The sequence below is a fragment of the Streptomyces sp. NPDC087906 genome (genome assembly GCF_055584925.1).
In genome coordinates, this window is sequence record NZ_JBVJLC010000002.1 from 905,833 (window position 1) to 923,277 (window position 17,445).

Annotated in this window: 15 protein-coding genes; 6 read left to right on the plus strand and 9 right to left on the minus strand. The window is 72.5% G+C overall.

Annotated features, from left to right (window positions below; translation table 11 throughout):
* Window positions 1-2 precede the first annotated feature (2 nt).
* From hypF to ACZ63I_RS09415, 5 genes are read left to right on the plus strand one after another with little or no spacing between them, the layout of a single operon-like run.
* The gene (hypF, locus tag ACZ63I_RS09395) at window positions 3-2,603 is read left to right on the plus strand and encodes a carbamoyltransferase HypF (protein ID WP_469336928.1); all 2,601 of its coding nucleotides are present in this window, start codon (window positions 3-5) and stop codon (window positions 2,601-2,603) included.
* 49 nt (window positions 2,604-2,652) lie between these two features.
* A complete protein-coding gene (locus ACZ63I_RS09400; protein WP_469336930.1) occupies window positions 2,653-2,985 on the plus strand; it encodes a HypC/HybG/HupF family hydrogenase formation chaperone in 333 nt (110 codons plus the stop codon).
* Complete coding sequence (hypD, locus tag ACZ63I_RS09405; RefSeq protein WP_469336931.1) at window positions 2,982-4,085, plus strand: hydrogenase formation protein HypD; 1,104 nt, start codon at window positions 2,982-2,984, stop codon at window positions 4,083-4,085. Before ACZ63I_RS09400 ends, hypD begins: the two co-directional genes overlap by 4 nt.
* 8 nt (window positions 4,086-4,093) lie before the next feature.
* On the plus strand, window positions 4,094-5,161 hold the full coding sequence (gene hypE / locus ACZ63I_RS09410) for a hydrogenase expression/formation protein HypE (protein ID WP_469336933.1): 1,068 nt from the start codon (window positions 4,094-4,096) through the stop codon (window positions 5,159-5,161).
* Window positions 5,161-5,877, plus strand: coding sequence for a DUF6390 family protein (locus ACZ63I_RS09415; RefSeq protein WP_469336935.1), 717 nt, complete (start codon window positions 5,161-5,163; stop codon window positions 5,875-5,877). The genes hypE and ACZ63I_RS09415 overlap by 1 nt, the downstream gene beginning before the upstream one ends.
* 70 nt (window positions 5,878-5,947) lie before the next feature.
* Here ACZ63I_RS09415 and ACZ63I_RS09420 read toward each other — a convergent pair whose 3' ends face one another.
* The 9 genes from ACZ63I_RS09420 to ACZ63I_RS09460 all read right to left on the minus strand — a co-directional run bounded on the left by ACZ63I_RS09420 (window position 5,948) and on the right by ACZ63I_RS09460 (window position 14,858).
* Window positions 5,948-6,739: a ferritin-like domain-containing protein gene (locus tag ACZ63I_RS09420; RefSeq protein ID WP_469336937.1), complete on the minus strand. Its 792-nt coding sequence runs from the start codon at window positions 6,737-6,739 to the stop codon at window positions 5,948-5,950.
* The gene (locus ACZ63I_RS09425; protein WP_469336939.1) at window positions 6,736-7,521 is read right to left on the minus strand and encodes a ferritin-like domain-containing protein; all 786 of its coding nucleotides are present in this window, start codon (window positions 7,519-7,521) and stop codon (window positions 6,736-6,738) included. Before ACZ63I_RS09425 ends, ACZ63I_RS09420 begins: the two co-directional genes overlap by 4 nt.
* Before the next feature lie 387 nt (window positions 7,522-7,908).
* A complete protein-coding gene (locus ACZ63I_RS09430) occupies window positions 7,909-8,874 on the minus strand; it encodes a YihY/virulence factor BrkB family protein (protein ID WP_469336940.1) in 966 nt (321 codons plus the stop codon).
* A gap of 59 nt (window positions 8,875-8,933) precedes the next feature.
* Entirely contained in the window at window positions 8,934-9,950 is a 1,017-nt protein-coding gene (locus ACZ63I_RS09435; RefSeq protein WP_469337066.1) for a CopD family protein, read from the minus strand.
* 118 nt (window positions 9,951-10,068) lie between these two features.
* Window positions 10,069-10,284, minus strand: coding sequence for an EF-hand domain-containing protein (locus ACZ63I_RS09440; protein WP_469336942.1), 216 nt, complete (start codon window positions 10,282-10,284; stop codon window positions 10,069-10,071).
* A gap of 91 nt (window positions 10,285-10,375) precedes the next feature.
* Window positions 10,376-10,900, minus strand: a complete 525-nt coding sequence (locus ACZ63I_RS09445) for an ATP-binding protein (protein WP_469336943.1) — start codon at window positions 10,898-10,900, stop codon at window positions 10,376-10,378.
* A 251-nt stretch (window positions 10,901-11,151) separates the two neighbouring features.
* Window positions 11,152-11,931: an enoyl-CoA hydratase/isomerase family protein gene (locus ACZ63I_RS09450; RefSeq protein ID WP_469336945.1), complete on the minus strand. Its 780-nt coding sequence runs from the start codon at window positions 11,929-11,931 to the stop codon at window positions 11,152-11,154.
* Window positions 11,932-12,189: 258 nt separating this feature from the next.
* A complete protein-coding gene (locus ACZ63I_RS09455) occupies window positions 12,190-13,443 on the minus strand; it encodes a L,D-transpeptidase (RefSeq protein ID WP_469336947.1) in 1,254 nt (417 codons plus the stop codon).
* A gap of 203 nt (window positions 13,444-13,646) precedes the next feature.
* On the minus strand, window positions 13,647-14,858 hold the full coding sequence (locus ACZ63I_RS09460) for a L,D-transpeptidase (protein ID WP_469336949.1): 1,212 nt from the start codon (window positions 14,856-14,858) through the stop codon (window positions 13,647-13,649).
* 149 nt (window positions 14,859-15,007) lie between these two features.
* On the opposite strand from ACZ63I_RS09460, the gene glgX reads away from it, so the two are divergent.
* Window positions 15,008-17,272, plus strand: coding sequence for a glycogen debranching protein GlgX (gene glgX, locus ACZ63I_RS09465; protein WP_469336951.1), 2,265 nt, complete (start codon window positions 15,008-15,010; stop codon window positions 17,270-17,272).
* The last annotated feature ends 173 nt before the right edge of the window (window positions 17,273-17,445 follow it).

A 17,445-nucleotide genomic window follows, 5' to 3' on the forward strand; every position in this document is an offset into this window, starting at 1 on the left:
ACATGTGCCTTGGCATTCCCGGTCAGGTCGTGGAGATCGTCGAGGGGTACGCGGGCCAGCTCGCGCTCGTCGACGTCGAAGGCGCCCGGCGGCGCGTCAACATCGGCATGCTCGACGCACCGCCCGCGCCGGGTGACTGGGTGCTGCTGCACATGGGCTTCGCCGTGGAGCTGATCGACCGGGCCAAGGCGCGCGAGGCGCTGGCGGGTCTGGCCATGATGGGCAGCGGCGCCGCTGCCCGCGTCCGGCGGCGGTACGAGGTGCACGGCGTCGTCCAGGGCGTGGGCTTCCGGCCGTTCGTCTATGTCCTCGCCTCGGAACTCATGCTGGCCGGCTGGGTGACCAACACCCCGGCCGGCGTGGTCGCCGAGGTCGAGGGCGACGAGAGCGCGGTCGCCGAGTTCGGCCGCCGGCTGATCGAGCGGCCGCCGCCGCTCGCCGTCGTCGAGGCCGTCGACACCTCCGAGCAGCCGACGCGCGGCGGCACCGGATTCACCATCGAGGACTCCACCGGGGGCGACCGCGCCCGCACCCTGGTCTCCCCCGACGTCGCGACCTGCCAGGACTGCCTGGCCGAGCTGGCGGACCCGGCGGACCGGCGCCACCGCCACCCCTTCGTCTCCTGCACCCACTGCGGCCCCCGGTTCACGATCGTCACCGGCACGCCCTACGACCGGGCCGCCACCACGATGGCCGCCTTCGAGATGTGCGAGGCGTGCCGGGCGGAGTACGAGGATCCGGGCGACCGGCGCTTCCACGCCCAGCCGATCGCCTGCCACGACTGCGGGCCGCGGCTCGAACTGATCCGCAAGGACGGCTCGCCCGCCGGTGGCGCCGAAGCGCTGCGGGTGGCCAGGCAGTTGCTCGCCGAAGGCCGGATCGTCGCGGTCAAGGGGCTCGGCGGCTACCACCTCGCCTGCGACGCGCGCAGCGACGCGGCGGTGGCGGAGCTGCGGCGCCGCAAGCAGCGCGGCGGCAAGCCGTTCGCCGTGATGGTCGCCGACCTGGAGACCGCCGCCCGGCTCGTGTCGCTGAGCGGGGACGAGGAGGCGCTGCTGACCGGCGTACGGCGGCCGATCGTCGTACTGCCGCGCAGGCCGGGACCCGGGCTCTCCGAGGAAGTGGCGCCCGGCAGTCCCGACCTCGGGCTGATGCTCCCGTACACACCGCTGCACACGCTGCTGTTCGGGATCGGCGACGACCCCGCGGGGCCCGACGCGCTGGTCATGACCTCGGCCAACCGGTCCGGCGAGCCGATCGTCACCGACGACGCGCGGGCGCTCACCGAGCTGGCGCCGCTGGTCGACGCCTGGCTGCGGCACGACCGGAAGATCCAGATGCCGTGCGACGACTCGGTGAGCCGGTTCGTCGCCGGGGCCGAGCTGCCGCTGCGCCGCTCACGCGGTTACGCGCCGCTGCCGCTCGCGCTGCCGTTCGGGGTGCCGCCGATGCTCGCCGTCGGGGCCGACCTGAAGAACACCTGCGCGCTGGCTGAGGGCCGGTACGCGTGGGTCAGCCAGCACATCGGCGACATGGACGACCTCGCCACGGTCGAGGCGCTGACCGCGACCGAAGGCCAGTTGGAACAGCTCACCGGGGTCGCCCCCGGCCAGTTGGTGGCGGACGGGCATCCCGACTACCGCTCGGCGGAGTGGGCCAGGACGAACGCGGCCGGCCGGCCGGTCCGTACGGTGCAGCACCACCACGCGCACATCGCCTCCGTGATGGGTGAGCACGGCGTCGGGGCCGGTGAGCGCGTCATCGGGATCGCCTTCGACGGCACCGGGCACGGCACGGACGGGGCCGCCTGGGGCGGCGAGGTGCTGGTCGCGGGGTACAAGTCGTTCCACCGGGCGGCGCGGCTGCGCTATGTGCCGCTCGCGGGCGGCGACGCGAGTGTGCTGCGGCCCTACCGGATGGCGCTCGCGCATCTGCACGCGGCCGAGGTCGACTGGGCCGAGGACATCCCGGCGGTCGCCGCCTGCCCGGCCAGGGAACGGGACGTGCTGGTCCACCAGTTCGGGACCGGCTTCGGCTGCGTGCCCACGTCGAGCATGGGCCGGCTCTTCGACGCCGTCGCCTCGCTGGCCGGGGTACGGCACGAGGTGGCGTACGAGGCGGAGGCGGCCGTCGCGCTGGAGGGTCTGGCGCGCGGCGTCGACGTCCCGGCGGGGACGGGGTACGCCTTCGGCCTCGACCGCACCGCCTGCACCGGCTCCGGCGCCGACTCCGGCTCAGGCTCCGGCTCCGGCTCCGGCTCAGGAGAGCCCGCCGATTCGGACGAGCCGGTGATCGCGGACCCGGGTCCGGTGATCCGCGCCGTCGTCGCCGACGTACGGGCCGGGACAGCGACGGAACTGGTCGCCGCGCGTTTCCACGCCGCCGTCGTCGCCCTCGTCGGCGACCTCGCCGAGCACTGCCGGAGCCGGACGGGCCTGGACGTGGTGGCGCTCGGCGGCGGTGTGTTCCAGAACGCCGTGCTGCTCGAAGGCGCCGAACGGACCCTGGCCGGACGGGGGTTCACGGTGCTGCGGCCCCGGCTGCTCCCCCCGAACGACGGCGGAATCGCGCTCGGGCAACTTCTGATCGCCGCTTCGGGCTGAGCGCACGGCGCCCGCCGAAGCACCGAGGGAACCACAGAGAAGAGAGACCATGTGTCTGGCAGTCCCGGGGCGTGTCCTCAGTACCGCCGAGGTCGACGGCACCTTGATGGCCGACGTCGACTTCGGCGGCGTACGCAAGGAGGTGTGCCTCCAGTACATCCCCGACGTGGCGGTCGGTGAATACGTCGTCGTCCACGTCGGCTTCGCCATCCAGCGGCTCGACGAACGCTCCGCGCAGGAGACGCTGGCCAACTTCGAGAAACTGGGCATCCTCGCCGAGGAGTTCGGTGACGGTTTCGAACTGGCCGCCGAACAGGCGGGATTGACGCAGACGGAGTTGTCGCAGGCAGGGCCGTCGCAGACCGAGGGGGCCGGCCGATGAGGTATCTCGACGAGTTCAGCGACCCTGATCTGGCGAAGCGGCTGCTCGACCAGATCCACGCGGCCACCACCAGGCCCTGGGCCATGATGGAGGTCTGCGGGGGCCAGACCCACTCGATCATCCGGCACGGCATCGACCAACTGCTGCCCGAGGGCGTGGAGATGATCCACGGCCCCGGCTGCCCCGTCTGTGTGACCCCGCTGGAGATCATCGACCGGGCGCTCGCCATCGCTGCGACCCCCGGGGTGATCTTCTGCTCCTTCGGCGACATGCTGCGGGTGCCGGGCAGCGGCCGGGACCTGTTCTCCGTCAAGAGCGCGGGCGGTGACGTACGGGTGGTGTACTCGCCGCTCGACGCGCTGAAGCTGGCCAGGGAGAACCCGGACCGGGAGGTCGTCTTCTTCGGCATCGGCTTCGAGACCACCGCGCCGGCCAACGCCATGACGGTGTATCAGGCCGCGCGGCTCGGCGTGCCGAACTTCTCGCTGCTGGTCTCGCACGTACTGGTGCCGCCCGCGATGGCGGCCGTCATGGAGTCGTCGACCTGCCGGGTGCAGGCGTTCCTCGCCGCCGGGCACGTGTGCAGTGTGATGGGCACCGCCGAGTACCCGCCGCTCGCAGCGAAGTACCGCGTCCCCGTCGTGGTCACCGGCTTCGAGCCGCTGGACATCCTCGAAGGCATCCGCAGGACCGTCGTGCAGCTCGAAGCGGGCCGGTACGAGGTGGAGAACGCCTACGAGCGCGCCGTGCGCGACGAGGGCAACGTCCCGGCGATGGAGATGCTGCGGGACGTCTTCGAGGTCACCGACCGCACCTGGCGCGGTATCGGCATGATCCCGCGCAGCGGCTGGCGACTGGCGGACAAATACCGGGAGTTCGACGCCGAGCTGCGGTTCGACGTGGCGGGCATCCGCACCGCCGAGTCGCCGCTGTGCCGGTCGGGCGAGGTCCTCCAGGGCCACATCAAGCCGCACGAGTGCGCCGCCTTCGGCAAGGAGTGCACACCGCGCAGCCCGCTCGGCGCCACGATGGTCTCCTCCGAGGGCGCCTGCGCCGCCTACCACGCCTACCGCCGACTGGAACTGGTCGAATCGAAGTGACTGAAGCCATGCAACACGCAGCCGATCTCGACTTCGAGAGCTGGGTCTGCCCGGTGCCGCTGCGGGACACCCCGACCGTCGTGATGGGCCACGGCGGCGGCGGCGCGATGTCGGGCGAGCTGATCGAGCATCTGTTCCTGCCGGGGTACGGGGCCGCCGCCACCGCCGAGTTGGGCGACTCGGCCGTCGTCTCCACAGGTGACGGCGCCCGACTGGCCTTCTCCACCGACTCGTTCGTGGTGAAGCCGATGTTCTTCCCCGGCGGTTCGATCGGCGACCTCGCCGTGAACGGCACGGTCAACGACCTGGCGATGTCGGGCGCGACCCCGCTGTTCCTGTCGACCGCCTTCATCCTCCAGGAGGGCACCCCGCTCGGTGAACTCGGCCGGATCGCCCGGGACATGGGCGAGGCGGCGCAGGCGGCCGGGGTCAGGCTCGTCACCGGCGACACCAAGGTCGTGGACAGCGCGAGCGGCGACGGGGTGTACATCAACACCTCGGGGATCGGAGTGATCGCCGACGGCGTCGACATCGGCCCGCGCCGCGCGCGGCCCGGGGACGCGGTGCTCGTCAGCGGCGACATCGGGGTGCACGGCGTCGCCGTCATGAGCTGCCGGGACGGCCTGGAGTTCGGTACGGCCGTGGAGAGCGACACGGCGCCGCTGCACGGCCTGGTGGCCCGCATGCTCGCCACGGGCGCCGACGTACGGGTGCTGCGCGACCCGACGCGCGGCGGGGTGTCGGCCTCGCTGAACGAGATCGCCCGCGCCTCGCAGGTCGGCGTCGAACTGGTCGAGAAGGAGCTGCCGGTCCCGGAGACCGTGCGGGACGCGTGCAGCCTGCTGGGCCTCGATCCGCTCCAGGTCGCGAACGAGGGCAAGCTGCTCGCCGTCGTGCCCGCCGAGGCCGCAGACGAGGTGCTGGCCGCCATGCGGGCGCATCCGCTGGGCGGCTCCGCGTGCCGGATCGGCACCTGCGTACCCGACCACCCGGGCATGGTCGTCGCGCGGACGGGCCTCGGCGGCACCCGCGTGGTCGGGCTGCCCATCGGTGAGCAGTTGCCGAGGATCTGCTGATGAGCGCGGAGGGCGCGGTGCTGTTCGCGCGGTACGCCTATCCGCCGAACGAACTGGGCTACTGCGGCCCGGCCGACGCGTCGGCGCTGCTGTCCCCGGGCGGGAGCGCCGGGATCGAGCGGCGGGCGCGGGAGTTCGACGGCGCGTGGTGCTATCTGGAGTTCCTGGCCGAGTCGGCGGGGCTCGCCGATCCGCTGGACCCGCGGGTCGTCGAGGCGTACTGGATCGGCAACGACCTGCTGGAGCTGGCCGATCCGGAGGCGCTGCTCGACCGGATGCGGGAGCGGTTCCGCGGCCAGCTCGGCGGCACGTGGCAGGAGGCGGGGCCGCGCGCCGTCGCCCATCACAGCTTCCAGGTGTTCGACGTGTACCCGTGGGCGCGGATGCTGCGCGCGGGCGGCAGTCCGACGGCGCTGGGCGTGCTCGACCAGTGCCGGATCCGTACCGGGGTGGTGTGCGAGGTCGACGGCGAGGCGGCGACGGCGCGGTCGCGTCCGCTCGTCTGGGACGGTACGCGGATGGTGGCCGGGGAGCCGGTGCGCCAGGTGGTGCGGTGGTCGACGGGCGGCAGGTCGCTGATCGACGGGCTCTCCCCCGGCGACCGGGTGGCGCTGCACTGGGACTGGGTGTGCGACGTCCTCACCGAGGAACAGGCGGCGCGTGTCGAGTCGCTGGAGGAGCGGCAGCGCAACGGGGGTGCGTGCCCGGTTCCGTGACCGGGAGTCCGGTCGCGGTCCCGGGCACGCACCCGTCGCTGTCACACGGCTCGCGCCGTCCGGCCGGCCGTCAGACGGTCAGCAGGCTCGGCTTGGCCGCCTTGTCGGTGGGCAGGAACGTGTCCGGCACCGGGTACTGGCCGAGGACGAAGTGCAGGATCGCCGCGTGCATCGCCTCGACGGGCGCGATGGTGGCGGCGGTCTCGATCCCGCCCGCGCTCTTCACGTTGTACGTGGCGAAGAGGTACGTCTGCGCCGCCTGGTCCTCCAGTTGGAGCGCCAGCTTCGCCACGTCGGCGACGCTGGTCGCCTTCGACAGCGCGCTGGTGACCTGCTGCTGGTTGGAGAGCGGCACGTTGGTGATGGCCGGCTTGCCCGCGCCGGTCAGCACCGCGTTCCACGCCTTCGCGTGGTCCTCGTGCTGCGCCATCGCCTTGGTGACGAAGCTCGCCACGGCCGGCGGTACGGTGCCGAGCTTGCCCGCCTTGGCCGCGGACAGCGTCGTCTTGTAGGCACCGACGGCCTGGTTCTCCAGCGCGACGGCCAGCGCGACGATCTTCAGGTCACCGGTGTAGGTGACCTTGTCGGAGACGGCGGCAGGCGACTGGGCGTCGCCGGCCGACGACTGCGTGGCCGACGAGTCCTTGTCGCTGGAGCAGGCGGCGAGCAGGAACGCGGCGCCGACCCCGCCGGCGCCCAGCAGGAACCGCCGCCGGTCGGTGTTGATCTGCTCCGTGAGATCAGCGGCGCTGGCGCGCATCGCGGGCAGCGTCTCGCGGTGCGCCTCCTCCATCTCCCGGGTGAGGCGGTCGAGCTGACCCTCGCTGATGGGCAGCTCCCAGCCGCCCTGCTTGGTACTCACTTCACGGCCCCTTCAGAGATCGGCGAGGCATCCTTGGTCGGGTAGAAGCTGTCGGGGATCCCGGCGGTGCCGGCGGCGGCGGGCAGCTTCGCGGCATCCGTGGGGATGGCGATCAGCCTGGCGTCACCGGCGGCGAGCAGCGCCTGCACGGACAGCAGCGTCGAGCGGTGCTGCGCCTCCACGGGGGCGACGGAGGCGAACAGCTTGCGCAACTGCGGGTCGCTGACCTGGCCGACGTTCTTGGTGTACGTCTGCGCCGCGACGTCCTCCAGCGTGATGGCCAGCTTGACCACGTCGGCGGGGGTCTTGATGGACGGCAGCGTCTGCTTGACGATGGCCGCGTACTTCGGGTCGGGCGCGGTCTGCGCCTTGCCGCCGCCCTGGGTCGCCGCGGCGTTGAACGCCTTGGCGTGCGCCTGGTGCTGCTGGGTGGTCTTGGCGATGAACGCCGCGACCGTCTTGTTGCCGTTCTTGATGAACGGCAGGCCCGCCGCTGTCTGGTAGACGCTGACGGCCAGGTTCTCGATGGACGCCGCGGTCTGCAGCGCCATGATGTCGTCGGCCGACGTCGCGGCCATCGCCCGGTTCGGGCCGAAGAGGGCCGCGGCGCCGATCGCGCCTGCCAGCACGCCTCCCCGCTGCCACCAGCGCTCCGGTCGCCCCGTGGACTCGGCGAAGTCCGCCAGCGCGCTGCCCGTGATGCGCAAGGCGTCGCTGTTCAGGTCCTGTGACTGCTCGGTCAGTTCTTCAAGCAGTCGGGTGTCGATGTGCTCTGCGCCCATCACGCCCCATCTCTCTCGGCGCCCGCGCCACCGCGGGCACTCCCACCGACACATTCGCGAGGTAGGGAGGCGGGGATTGCCCTTGTCACCGGCATGGCGCACTGATTCACCCCATCGGCCCAGCGAAGGGCCGGGGATACCGGGGGTAGTAGCAAGGGCCTTCGGACGCCTTCGCACAAGGGCCCGGGGCGCCGACAGGCCCTAGGGCCTGTCTGACACATCCCGCCTGGCTTGCGACGCCTGGCACGCACGCTCGCCGCGTTGTCGGGCTCGGCGGGCTCGTCGGCGTATCTCCAGTACGAGGACGACCCTCCGCCTTGCGATCGCACGCACCAGACGCCGCAAGCCCCGCCCTGTGGGCGGACGGCGCTATGTGTCAGACAGGCCCTAGGCGCCGGGACCCGGGTCCGGCCGTACCGCGTCGCGCAGGCCGGCGCGCGCGGCCTCCAACTGGGCGGCGAAGGCCACCCCGAGGAGAAGGGCGATGGCGGCCAGGTTGGCCCACAGCAGCAGGGCGACGAAGGCCGTCAGGGGCCCGTAGACCGTGCCGAAGGAGCCGCTGCGGTCGACGTACAGGCCGAGCAGCCAGGTCGCCGCCACCCACAGCACCAGATGGACGGCCGAGCCGAAGGCGAGCCAGGTGTAGCCCGGCTGGTCGCGGCGGGGCGCCCAGCGGAACAGGGCCGCCGAAGCGACCCAGGTCAGCAGCACCCCGACCGGGACCCGCAGCCAGTCCCAGGCGTTGCGCAGCCCCTGCCCCCAGCCGAACGTCTCGTCCAGCGCGCTGCCCACCGCCTCGCCGCCGACCAGCACCAGGAATCCGGCGATCAGCGGGAGCCCGGCGATGACGACGAGCAGCAGCGCCCTGCCGTACTTGAGCACGAAGGGCCGGTCGCGCTCGATGCCGTAGATGCGGTTGGCGCCGCGCTCGATCTGGGACATGGCGGCGGCGAGATTGACGGTGGCGAAGCCGAGGCCGAGCCAGACGGCGATGGCGGCGCCGATCCCGGCGCCCGCGCCGCGCCGGGACCGGTCGAGCGAGTCCCGTACGAGTTCGGCGCTGGGGCCCGGCGCGATCCGGCCGAGCGTCAGCTCCACGACCCGGCCCACGCTCTCGGTGTGCACGGTGGTGGCGACCCCGACCAGCGCGATGGTGAACGGCACGAGGGCCAGGACGATCTGGAAGGCCAGCGCGCGGGCGTTGCTGAAGCCGTCCGCGTAACGGAACCGCAGGAAGGCGTCGACGAGCAGCTTGCGGCCGCCGTAGCGGCGCAGCGCCGCCCACGCCTCGTCGCCGGACAGCTCGTCGCCGATCATGTCCCGCGTCTGCGGAACATGGACCGCTGTCCCCATCTCGTCCCCCGCCTCGCCGCCCGGTGATTCCGAGCGGCGTGTACCCCGTACGGGCGACGCTACCGGACGCCGAGCCAGTGCGGGTCGGGGACGACGGTGAGCACGGCCGACACGAGGACGACGCAGGCCAGGACGGCCAGTTCGGCGCGGGCGGGCCCGCCGGCTTCCCGGCCGCCGCGCAGCCGGCCCCTGGCGCGCAGGGCGAGGCCGCTCGCCACGGCGACGAGCGCGAGCTTGGCGATGAGGACCCGGCCGTACGCCGAGCCGAGCACGACGTCGAACGGCAGCCGGCGCAGCGCCGACACGGTGCCGGTCGCGGTGAGGGCGGCGAGCAGCCAGCCGGCGACGCGGGCGTAGCGGGCGAGGACGGCGCGCGCCCCGGTCCTGTCGGCTCTGCGCAGCCACATCGTGCGCAGGACGTGGCACAGGCCGCCGGTCCAGACGGAGGCCGCGGTGAGATGGACGGCGGTGAGGGCCGTGCCGAGCAGCGGGGTGTACGCCTCGGGGTGCGCGCGCAGGGCCTCGGCGCCGATGACGGCGGCCAGCGGCAGTACGGCCAGGAACGGCCGCTTCAGGGCGGCGCATCCGGCGGCGAGCAGGAAGCCGTTGGCCATGGCGAGCAGCAGCCGGCCGTCGACCGTGCCGTAGACGGCGGCGAGGTCGAGGCCGCTGACCTCGGAGAGCACCAGGAGCTGGCCCGCCGAAGCGGCGGCTCCGGTCAGTGCGGCGGGCACGGCCCAACTGCGCGGCGCGGGTCCGGTACGGGCGAACCGGTGACCGGCCAGCTCGCCGATGTGCAGGGCGAGCGCGCCGAAGACGGCGGTGCGCAGCAGGGTGGTGGGGCCCGCGGCGGGGATGGGCAGCTCGCCGGTGCCGCGGGTGGCGACGCCGACTCCGAGGAGCGCGATCAGCGCGGCGAGCAGGGCCGCGCCCGCGAGGAGCGCCGTGTTACGGGGGGTCAGGCGCGCGGCGGGCGGCGCGCTCCTGGGAACGGCGCCTGGAACGGCGCCGGGGCCCGCGCCGGTCTGCCGGCTGCCGGCCTCGGTGACATCGCCTGCGGTGGGTCCCGGGAAGATCACCGGATGATCGTCTCCGCCGTCGCCGGCACGCGCCAGCCCGGCTGCGGCGAATGCCGTACGGCGGTCGCGGTGGGCGGCCCTCCGGACCCGGGGGCCGCCGCGCGCCGGTGCCGGGTCAGCCCTTGCTGCGGGCGGCCAGGAACTCGTCGAAGTTGAGCAGCCCGTCGCCGTTGCCGTCGTGGGAGTTGATGACCGCCTGCGCCACGGGCTCCGTCACGTAGTGGTCGCCGAGCCGCGCCATGAGGCTCTTGTACTCGGCGGCCGTGATCAGGCCGTCCCCGTCCGCGTCGAACTGGTCGAACGCCTTGCGCACGTCGTCGATGTCCGCCACTGATTCCGCCCCTTCGTCATGCTGTATGGACGGGTTCAGATTATCGGCTCGTCGCGGCGCTCCTCTGCGGCGGTACGTCAGCGGCGGTACGTCAGGGGAGCTGGCGGTCGGCGACGCGCATCTCGAACCAGGTGGTCTTGCCCCTGGGTAAGAGGTCCACGCCCCACCGGTCGGCGAGCCGGTTGACCAGGAACAGGCCCCGGCCGCTGGTGTCCATCTCGCGGACCGGCATCAGGCACGGCAGTCCGCGCGACGGGTCACGCACCTCGATCCTGATCCAGCCGCGCCGCCGCAGCATCCGCAGCCCGAAGACCCGGGCGCCGGTGTGCCGGACGGCGTTGCCGACGAGTTCGGAGACGAGCAGGACGGCGTACTCGGCGGTCTGCGGGGAGAGCGCCCACTGGCGCAGGACGACACCGTGGGTGAGCCGCCGGGCGGCGGCCGCCGACTCGGGGCGGGACGGCAGCCGGACTTCCGCGTCCGTCGGATTACCGAACAATTCCAGCGCCTGAAGCGCCTGTTCGTCCTCGACGGCCGGTGTCCGCCGCACCGTGGACGCATGGCCGCTTCGCTGCGGCTGCTCCACATCCTCCAGGCCCGCCATGCCCACCATCATGGCCGCAGCGGGGGCGCTCCGGGGGCGTTCCGGGGGAATCAACCCCCCGGAACGAGTCATTCCGGGGGGCGTGTTTGGCATATGCCGCTGGCAGTACGCATTGCCGAACAGCCTGACTGACCTGCGGTGACACCGCGCGTTCGAACGGTCGCGAGCCGCGATCAAGGGTTTTTTCTTAAGGTTCTCTTAAGGTGGGGCTAAGCCGTCAGGCCACTTGACGCGACGGCCCGCCGTGTCCAACAGGCTTGGGATCAGAGGAACTTGGCCTTGCCCGGACCGTCCTCGACGAAGGAGCGCATCCCGCGCTCCCGGTCCTCGGTGGCGAACAGGCCTGCGAACCAGTTGCGTTCGATGGCGAGCCCGGTCTCCAGGTCGGTCTCCAGACCCGCGTCGACCGACTCCTTCGCCGCGCGCAGCGCGAGCGCCGGACCCTTGGCGAGCTTCGCCGCCCACGCGTGCGCCTGCTCGTAGACCTCGGCCGCCGGGACCACCCGGTCGACGAGACCGATCGCCAGGGCCTCGTCCGCCGCGATCTGACGGCCCGTGAAGATCAGGTCCTTGGCCCGGGAAGGACCGACGAGCCTGGCGAGCCGCTGGGTGCCGCCGGCGCCGGGGATCAGCCCCAGCAGGATCTCGGGCTGGCCGAGCTTGGCGTTGTCGGCGGCGATCCGGAAGTCGGCGCACAGCGTCAGCTCGCAGCCGCCGCCGAGCGCGTAACCGGTGATCGCGGCGACGACGGGCTTGGGGATGCGGGCCACGGCGGTGAACGACTCCTGGAGGGAGCGGGAGCGGACGATCATCGCCGCGTGGTCCATCCGCCGCATCTCCTTGATGTCGGCGCCGGCGGCGAAGACCTTCTCGCCGCCGTACAGGACGACGGAGCGCACGTCGTCCCGCCGGCCCACCTCTTCGGCGAGTTCGCGCAGCCGGTCCTGGATCGAGATGTCCAGCGCGTTCATCGGAGGGCGGTCGAGCCGGATCGTTCCGACGCCGCCGTCGACTTCGAGGGTCACAGTGTTAGCAGATGCCATGGGAGGCAGGTTAGGGCCTGTCCGGTGGATCAGGGTCGGACAGGCCGCGGTGTCTGGTGCGGTAGATCGCAAGGCGCCGGAGCGTCTCGATAGCGGAGCTATCGGGGCGTTTCGGTAACGCGGCGAGGTGCCGTGCCAGGCGCCGCGGGCCCGGCCATGATCCACCGGGCAGGCCCCAACGGCGGCTAACGCAAGAGGACCCGGTGCGCTTGGTCACAGCGCGCCGGGTCCCTGCTGGCGGATTCCTCGCAGCCGGGCCTACTTGGTCCAGTCCGCCCAGGACATGTTCCAGCCGTTCAGGCCGTTGTCCGGGGGGATCGTCTTGTCCTTGGAGTTCTTCACCACGACCACGTCACCGATGAGCGAGCGGTCGTAGAACCAGGCCGCCGGGGCGTCGCTGTCGCCGCCGCCGCGCGTGTCGCGCAGGCCGACGCAGCCGTGGCTGGTGTTGGTCGAGCCGAAGACCCCCGGCGCCGCCCAGTAGTTGCCGTGGATGAAGGTGCCGGACGACGAGAGGCGCATCGCGTGCGGCACGTCGGGGATGTCGTACTCCCCGCCGAACCCGACCGTGTCACCGTTCATCCGGGTCACCTCGTACTTCTCGCTGATGACCATCTGCCCGTTGTACGTGGTGTTCGCCGGCGCACCCGCGCTGATCGGGAACTGCTTGATCTGCTTGCCGTCCCTGACGACCTTCATGGTGTGCTTGCCCGCGTCGACCGTGGAGATCTGCGAGCGGCCGATCGTGAAGCTGAACGACTTGGCCTGCTTGCCGTAGACCCCGGGCCGCCCCTCGACGCCGTCGAGGTTGAGCCGCACGGTGACCTTCGTGCCCGGCGCCCAGTACTTCTCGGGCCGGAAGTCGAGGCGGTCGTTGCCGAACCAGTGGCCCTCGACCGGCACCGCCGGGTCGGCGGTGACCGTGATGGCCTTCTCCACCGCCTCCGGGTCCGTGATGCCCCGGGTGAAGTTGAGCGAGACCGGCATGCCCACGCCGACCGTCGCCTTGTCCTCGGGGGTGTAGTAGCCGATGAAGGTGTTCTGCGGGACGAGCGTGGTGAAGGTGATGTCCTTGGCGGACACCCGCCCGTCCGCGTCCTTCGCCGTCGCGTGCACCTTGTACTTGGTCGCGCCCGCCAGATGCTGGAGCGGCTGCCACGTGCTGCCGTCGGTCGCGAGCTTCCCGTCGACCGGGTCGCCCTTGTCGTCCTTGACGGTGACGGCGGTCAGCTTGCCCTTGGCCGCCGACACCTTCAGCGCGCCGGTGGTGGCCACCGACTTCGCGCCGTCCTCCGGTGCGATGGTCACGACCGCCTGCGACGCGGTGTTGGCCGCCTTCCCCGCTTCCTTGGCGTCGCCCGCCTTGTCGCTGCCGCCCTTCGCCGCGCCGCCCCCGCCGCCGCCCCCGCAGGCGGTGACCATGATCAGCAGGGCGCCGAGCAGCAGCGCCAGCAGTCCCGTTCGGCTTCTGCGCCGCACCGGCGCCTTGGATATCGGTAGCTGGTTCACCATGGTCGTCTCCCCTCGCACGGCCTGGCCCCGCCACGGCCCGCACTCTCGCGCGCCTGGTCCACGCGCCCGGCGATAGATAATCACACCGAGTGCCCCGGGACGTTCTCGCTAATGTCACCGTTCCGTTCCAACTGCGCCGGACTGTGCAGGTCATGGCGGTGTACGGGCGGGCGGCGCGGGGTCGGCGCCGGGTCGGCGCGGGCTCAGCGCAGGGCCGATCCGGCCAGCCAGCGCGGCCAGTCCAGGTTCCAGCCGCTGAGCCCGTTGTCCGGAGCGACCACGCTGTCACGGGAGTTGACGACCTCCACCACGTCGCCGACCAGGGTCCGGTCGAAGAACCAGCCGGCCGGGGTGTCGGCGCCGCCGCCCTTGACGTCCCGCAGCCCCACGCAGCCGTGACTGGTGTTCAGATTGCCGAACGTGTCGTCGGACGCCCAGTAGTTGCCGTGCAGGAACGTCCCCGACGTGGTCAGCCGCAGCGCGTGCGGGACGTCCTTGATGTCGTACTCCCCGCCGAACCCGACGGTCCTGCCGTCCATGCGCGTGACGTCGTACAGCTCGGAGACCACCATCTTGCCGTTGTACGTGGTGGTCTTCGCGGCGCCCGCCGTGATCGGCAGCGTGGACAGCAGCGCCCCGTCGCGCCGCACCTCCATGGTGTGCCGCTCCGCGTCGACCAGGGAGACCTGGGAGCGGCCGACCGTGAAGGCGACGGTCTTGCGCTGGATGCCGACGACCCCGGGCGCCGCCTGGACGTCCCGCAGCCGCACGTCGACCGTGACCTTCGTGCCCGGCCGCCAGTACGCCCGCGGCCGGAAGTCGAGCCGCTGGTCGCCGAACCAGTGCCCGGCGACCTCCACCGCGGGTACGGAAGTGATCGTGATGGCGCGCTCGACGGCGGCCCGGTCGCTGATCCGCCGGTTGAAGTCGAACGAGACGATCATGCCCGTACCGACCGTGGAACGGTTCTCCGGCTTGAAGTACCCGATGAAGCGGTGGGTGGGCACGGCCGTGGCGAAGGTGGTGTGCCGCGCCGAGCGCCTGCCGTCCCCGTCGACGGCGACCGCGTCCACGCCGTACTTGGCCGCCAGGACGACCCGCTCCCCGCTCAGCGGGGCCCAGGAGCGGCCGTCCGCCGAGATCCGGCCGGGCAGCGGGTCCCGTACCGCGTCCTCGACGCGCCGCACCTCGACCCGCTCCAGGCGGCCCTCGGTCACCTTCACCGCGATCCGGTCCGACCTGCCGACGCCCTTCGTGCCGTTCTCGGGTGTGACCTGGATCGAGTCCCCCGGCGCCCCCGACTTCCCGGCCAGGAACGAGCCGCCGCCGGAGCACCCCGCCAGCCCGCCCATCAGTCCTGTCCAGGCCAGTACGGTGGCCGCCGCTGCCCCTGCGCGCTTCAGTACATGTCTCACGCACGTCCAACGATCAGCCCCCCGCGCCGGAAACGTGAGGGCGGGGCCCGAGAAGGGAAGAACAGTCGCAAGGACCACGCGAGGAGAGCCACGGCCGGGACCCGTGCGCACCGAGCCGCGAGGCCGACGAGCCGCAGGAGGCCGGACAGGTGGCGAGCGCAGCCGAGCAGGAGACAGCGCACAGAACGGTACGGGAGACCAGGGAGGCGGCGGAGGCGGTCGGCGCCTTCGGCTTCCTCGGGGAGCCCGGCAGGGCCGTACCACCGGTGTGGCCGGGGGCGCCGACCCCGCTCGGGGCGCGCTACCGGGTGGGCCCCGACGGGATCGCGGGCACGAACTTCGCCCTGTGGGCGGGCGGCGCGCAGGCGGTGGAGGTCTGCCTGTTCGACGACGAGGAGACCGAGACCCGGCTGCCGCTGACCGAGCAGACCCACGGCATCTGGCACGGCTTCCTGCCGGGCATCGGGGTCGGGCAGCGGTACGGCTTCCGGGTGCACGGCCGCTGGGACCCGTGGACGGGGGCCCGCTGGAACCCGGCGAAGCTGCTGCTCGACCCGTACGCCCGCGCGGTCGACGGCGATTTCACGCTGCCGCCCGAGGTGTACGGGCATGTGCGGGACTGGCCGCAGCAGCAGGTCGCCGACACCGTACGGGACGAGCGGGACTCCGCGCCGTACGTCCCCAAGGGCGTGGTCGTCCATGACGACGACCCCGGCGACGAGTGGGCCGACGACCGGCGCCCCAAGACCCCCTGGGCCGACTCGGTCATCTACGAGCTGCATGTGCGCGGCTTCACCAAGCTCCACCCCGGCATCCCGGAGAAGCTGCGCGGCACGTACGCGGGGCTCGGCCACCCGGCGGCCGTCGACCATCTGCGCCGGCTCGGCGTGACGGCGGTCGAGCTGCTGCCGGTGCACCAGTTCGCGCACGAGGAACACCTGCTCAAGCGCGGGCTGCGCAACTACTGGGGCTACAACTCCATCGGCTACTTCGCGCCGCACGCCGGGTACGCGGCGGGCGGCACCCGCGGCCAGCAGGTCGAGGAGTTCAAGGAGATGGTCCGCTCGCTGCACGACGCGGGCATCGAGGTGATCCTCGACGTGGTCTACAACCACACGGCCGAGGCCGGTGAGCAGGGTCCGACGCTGTCGCTGCGCGGCATCGACAACCGCGGCTACTACCGGCTGCCGTCCGACGCCCGCCGCTACACGGACTACACGGGCTGCGGCAACACCCTGCACGTGGTCCAGCCGCATGTGCTCCGGCTGATCACCGACTCGCTGCGCTACTGGGTCACGGAGATGGGCGTCGACGGCTTCCGCTTCGACCTGGCGGCTGCGCTGGCCCGCTCCATGCACGACGTCGACATGCTCTCGCCGTTCCTCGCCGTCATCGCCCAGGACCCGGTGCTGCGCCGGGTGAAGCTGATCGCCGAGCCGTGGGACGTCGGCAGCGGCGGCTACCAGGTCGGCGCCTTCCCTCCGCTGTGGACGGAGTGGAACGACCGCTACCGCGACGCCGTACGGGACTTCTGGCGCGGCGCGACCCCCGACGTACGCGACCTCGGCTACCGGCTCTCCGGGTCCAGCGACCTGTACGCGTGGGGCGGCAGGCGGCCGTACGCCTCCGTCAACTTCATCACGGCGCACGACGGCTTCACCCTGCGCGACCTGGTCAGTTACGAGCACAAGCACAACGAGGCCAACGGCGAGGGCAACCGCGACGGCACGAACGACAACCGCGCGTGGAACTGCGGCGCCGAGGGCGAGACCGACGACCCGGCGATCAACACGCTGCGCCGCCGCCAGCTCCGCAACCTGCTGACGACGCTGCTCGTGTCGACGGGCGTGCCGATGCTCGTCGCGGGCGACGAGATGGGCCGTACGCAGGGCGGCAGCAACAACGCGTACTGCCAGGACAACGAGGTGAGCTGGCTCGACTGGTCCCTGCTGGAGCAGCCGGGCTCGTACGGGCTCTACCGGCTGACCGCCCGGCTGCTGGAGCTGCGCAGGGACCATCCGGTGCTGCGCCGCCGCGCCTTCTTCTCCGGCCGCCCGCAGACCGCCGACGGACTGCGGGACCTGGCGTGGTTCACCGAGCGCGGCGAGGAGATGACGGAGGAGGACTGGTGGGCGCCGGCCTCGACGCTCGGCCTGTTCCTGTCGGGCCGGGACATCCCGGGCCGTGACGCGCGCGGTGAGAAGATCACGGACGACAGCTTCCTGACCGTGCTGCACTCGGCGGCCGGCCCGGTGGACTTCGCGCTCCCGGGCCCGCCGTGGGCGCGCCAGTACGAGCTGGTGGTCGACACGTCGCTGGAGGAGCAGGGCGAGGAGCCGGGGACGGTCTACGAGGCGGGTACGACGGTGACGGTCCCGGGAAGGGCGGTGCTGCTGCTGCGCGTACGGGCGTGAGCGCGGGCGCCGCGCCGGCGACCGCTGTGCCCGGCATCGCGGCGCCGGCCGCCCCCCGGGGCCGGGCGAGGCCCGGTAGCCGGGCGAGGCCCGGTAGCCGGGCGAGGCCCGGTAGCCGGGCGAGGCCCGGTAGCCGGGCGAGGCCCGGTAGCCGGGCGAGGCCCGGTAGCCGG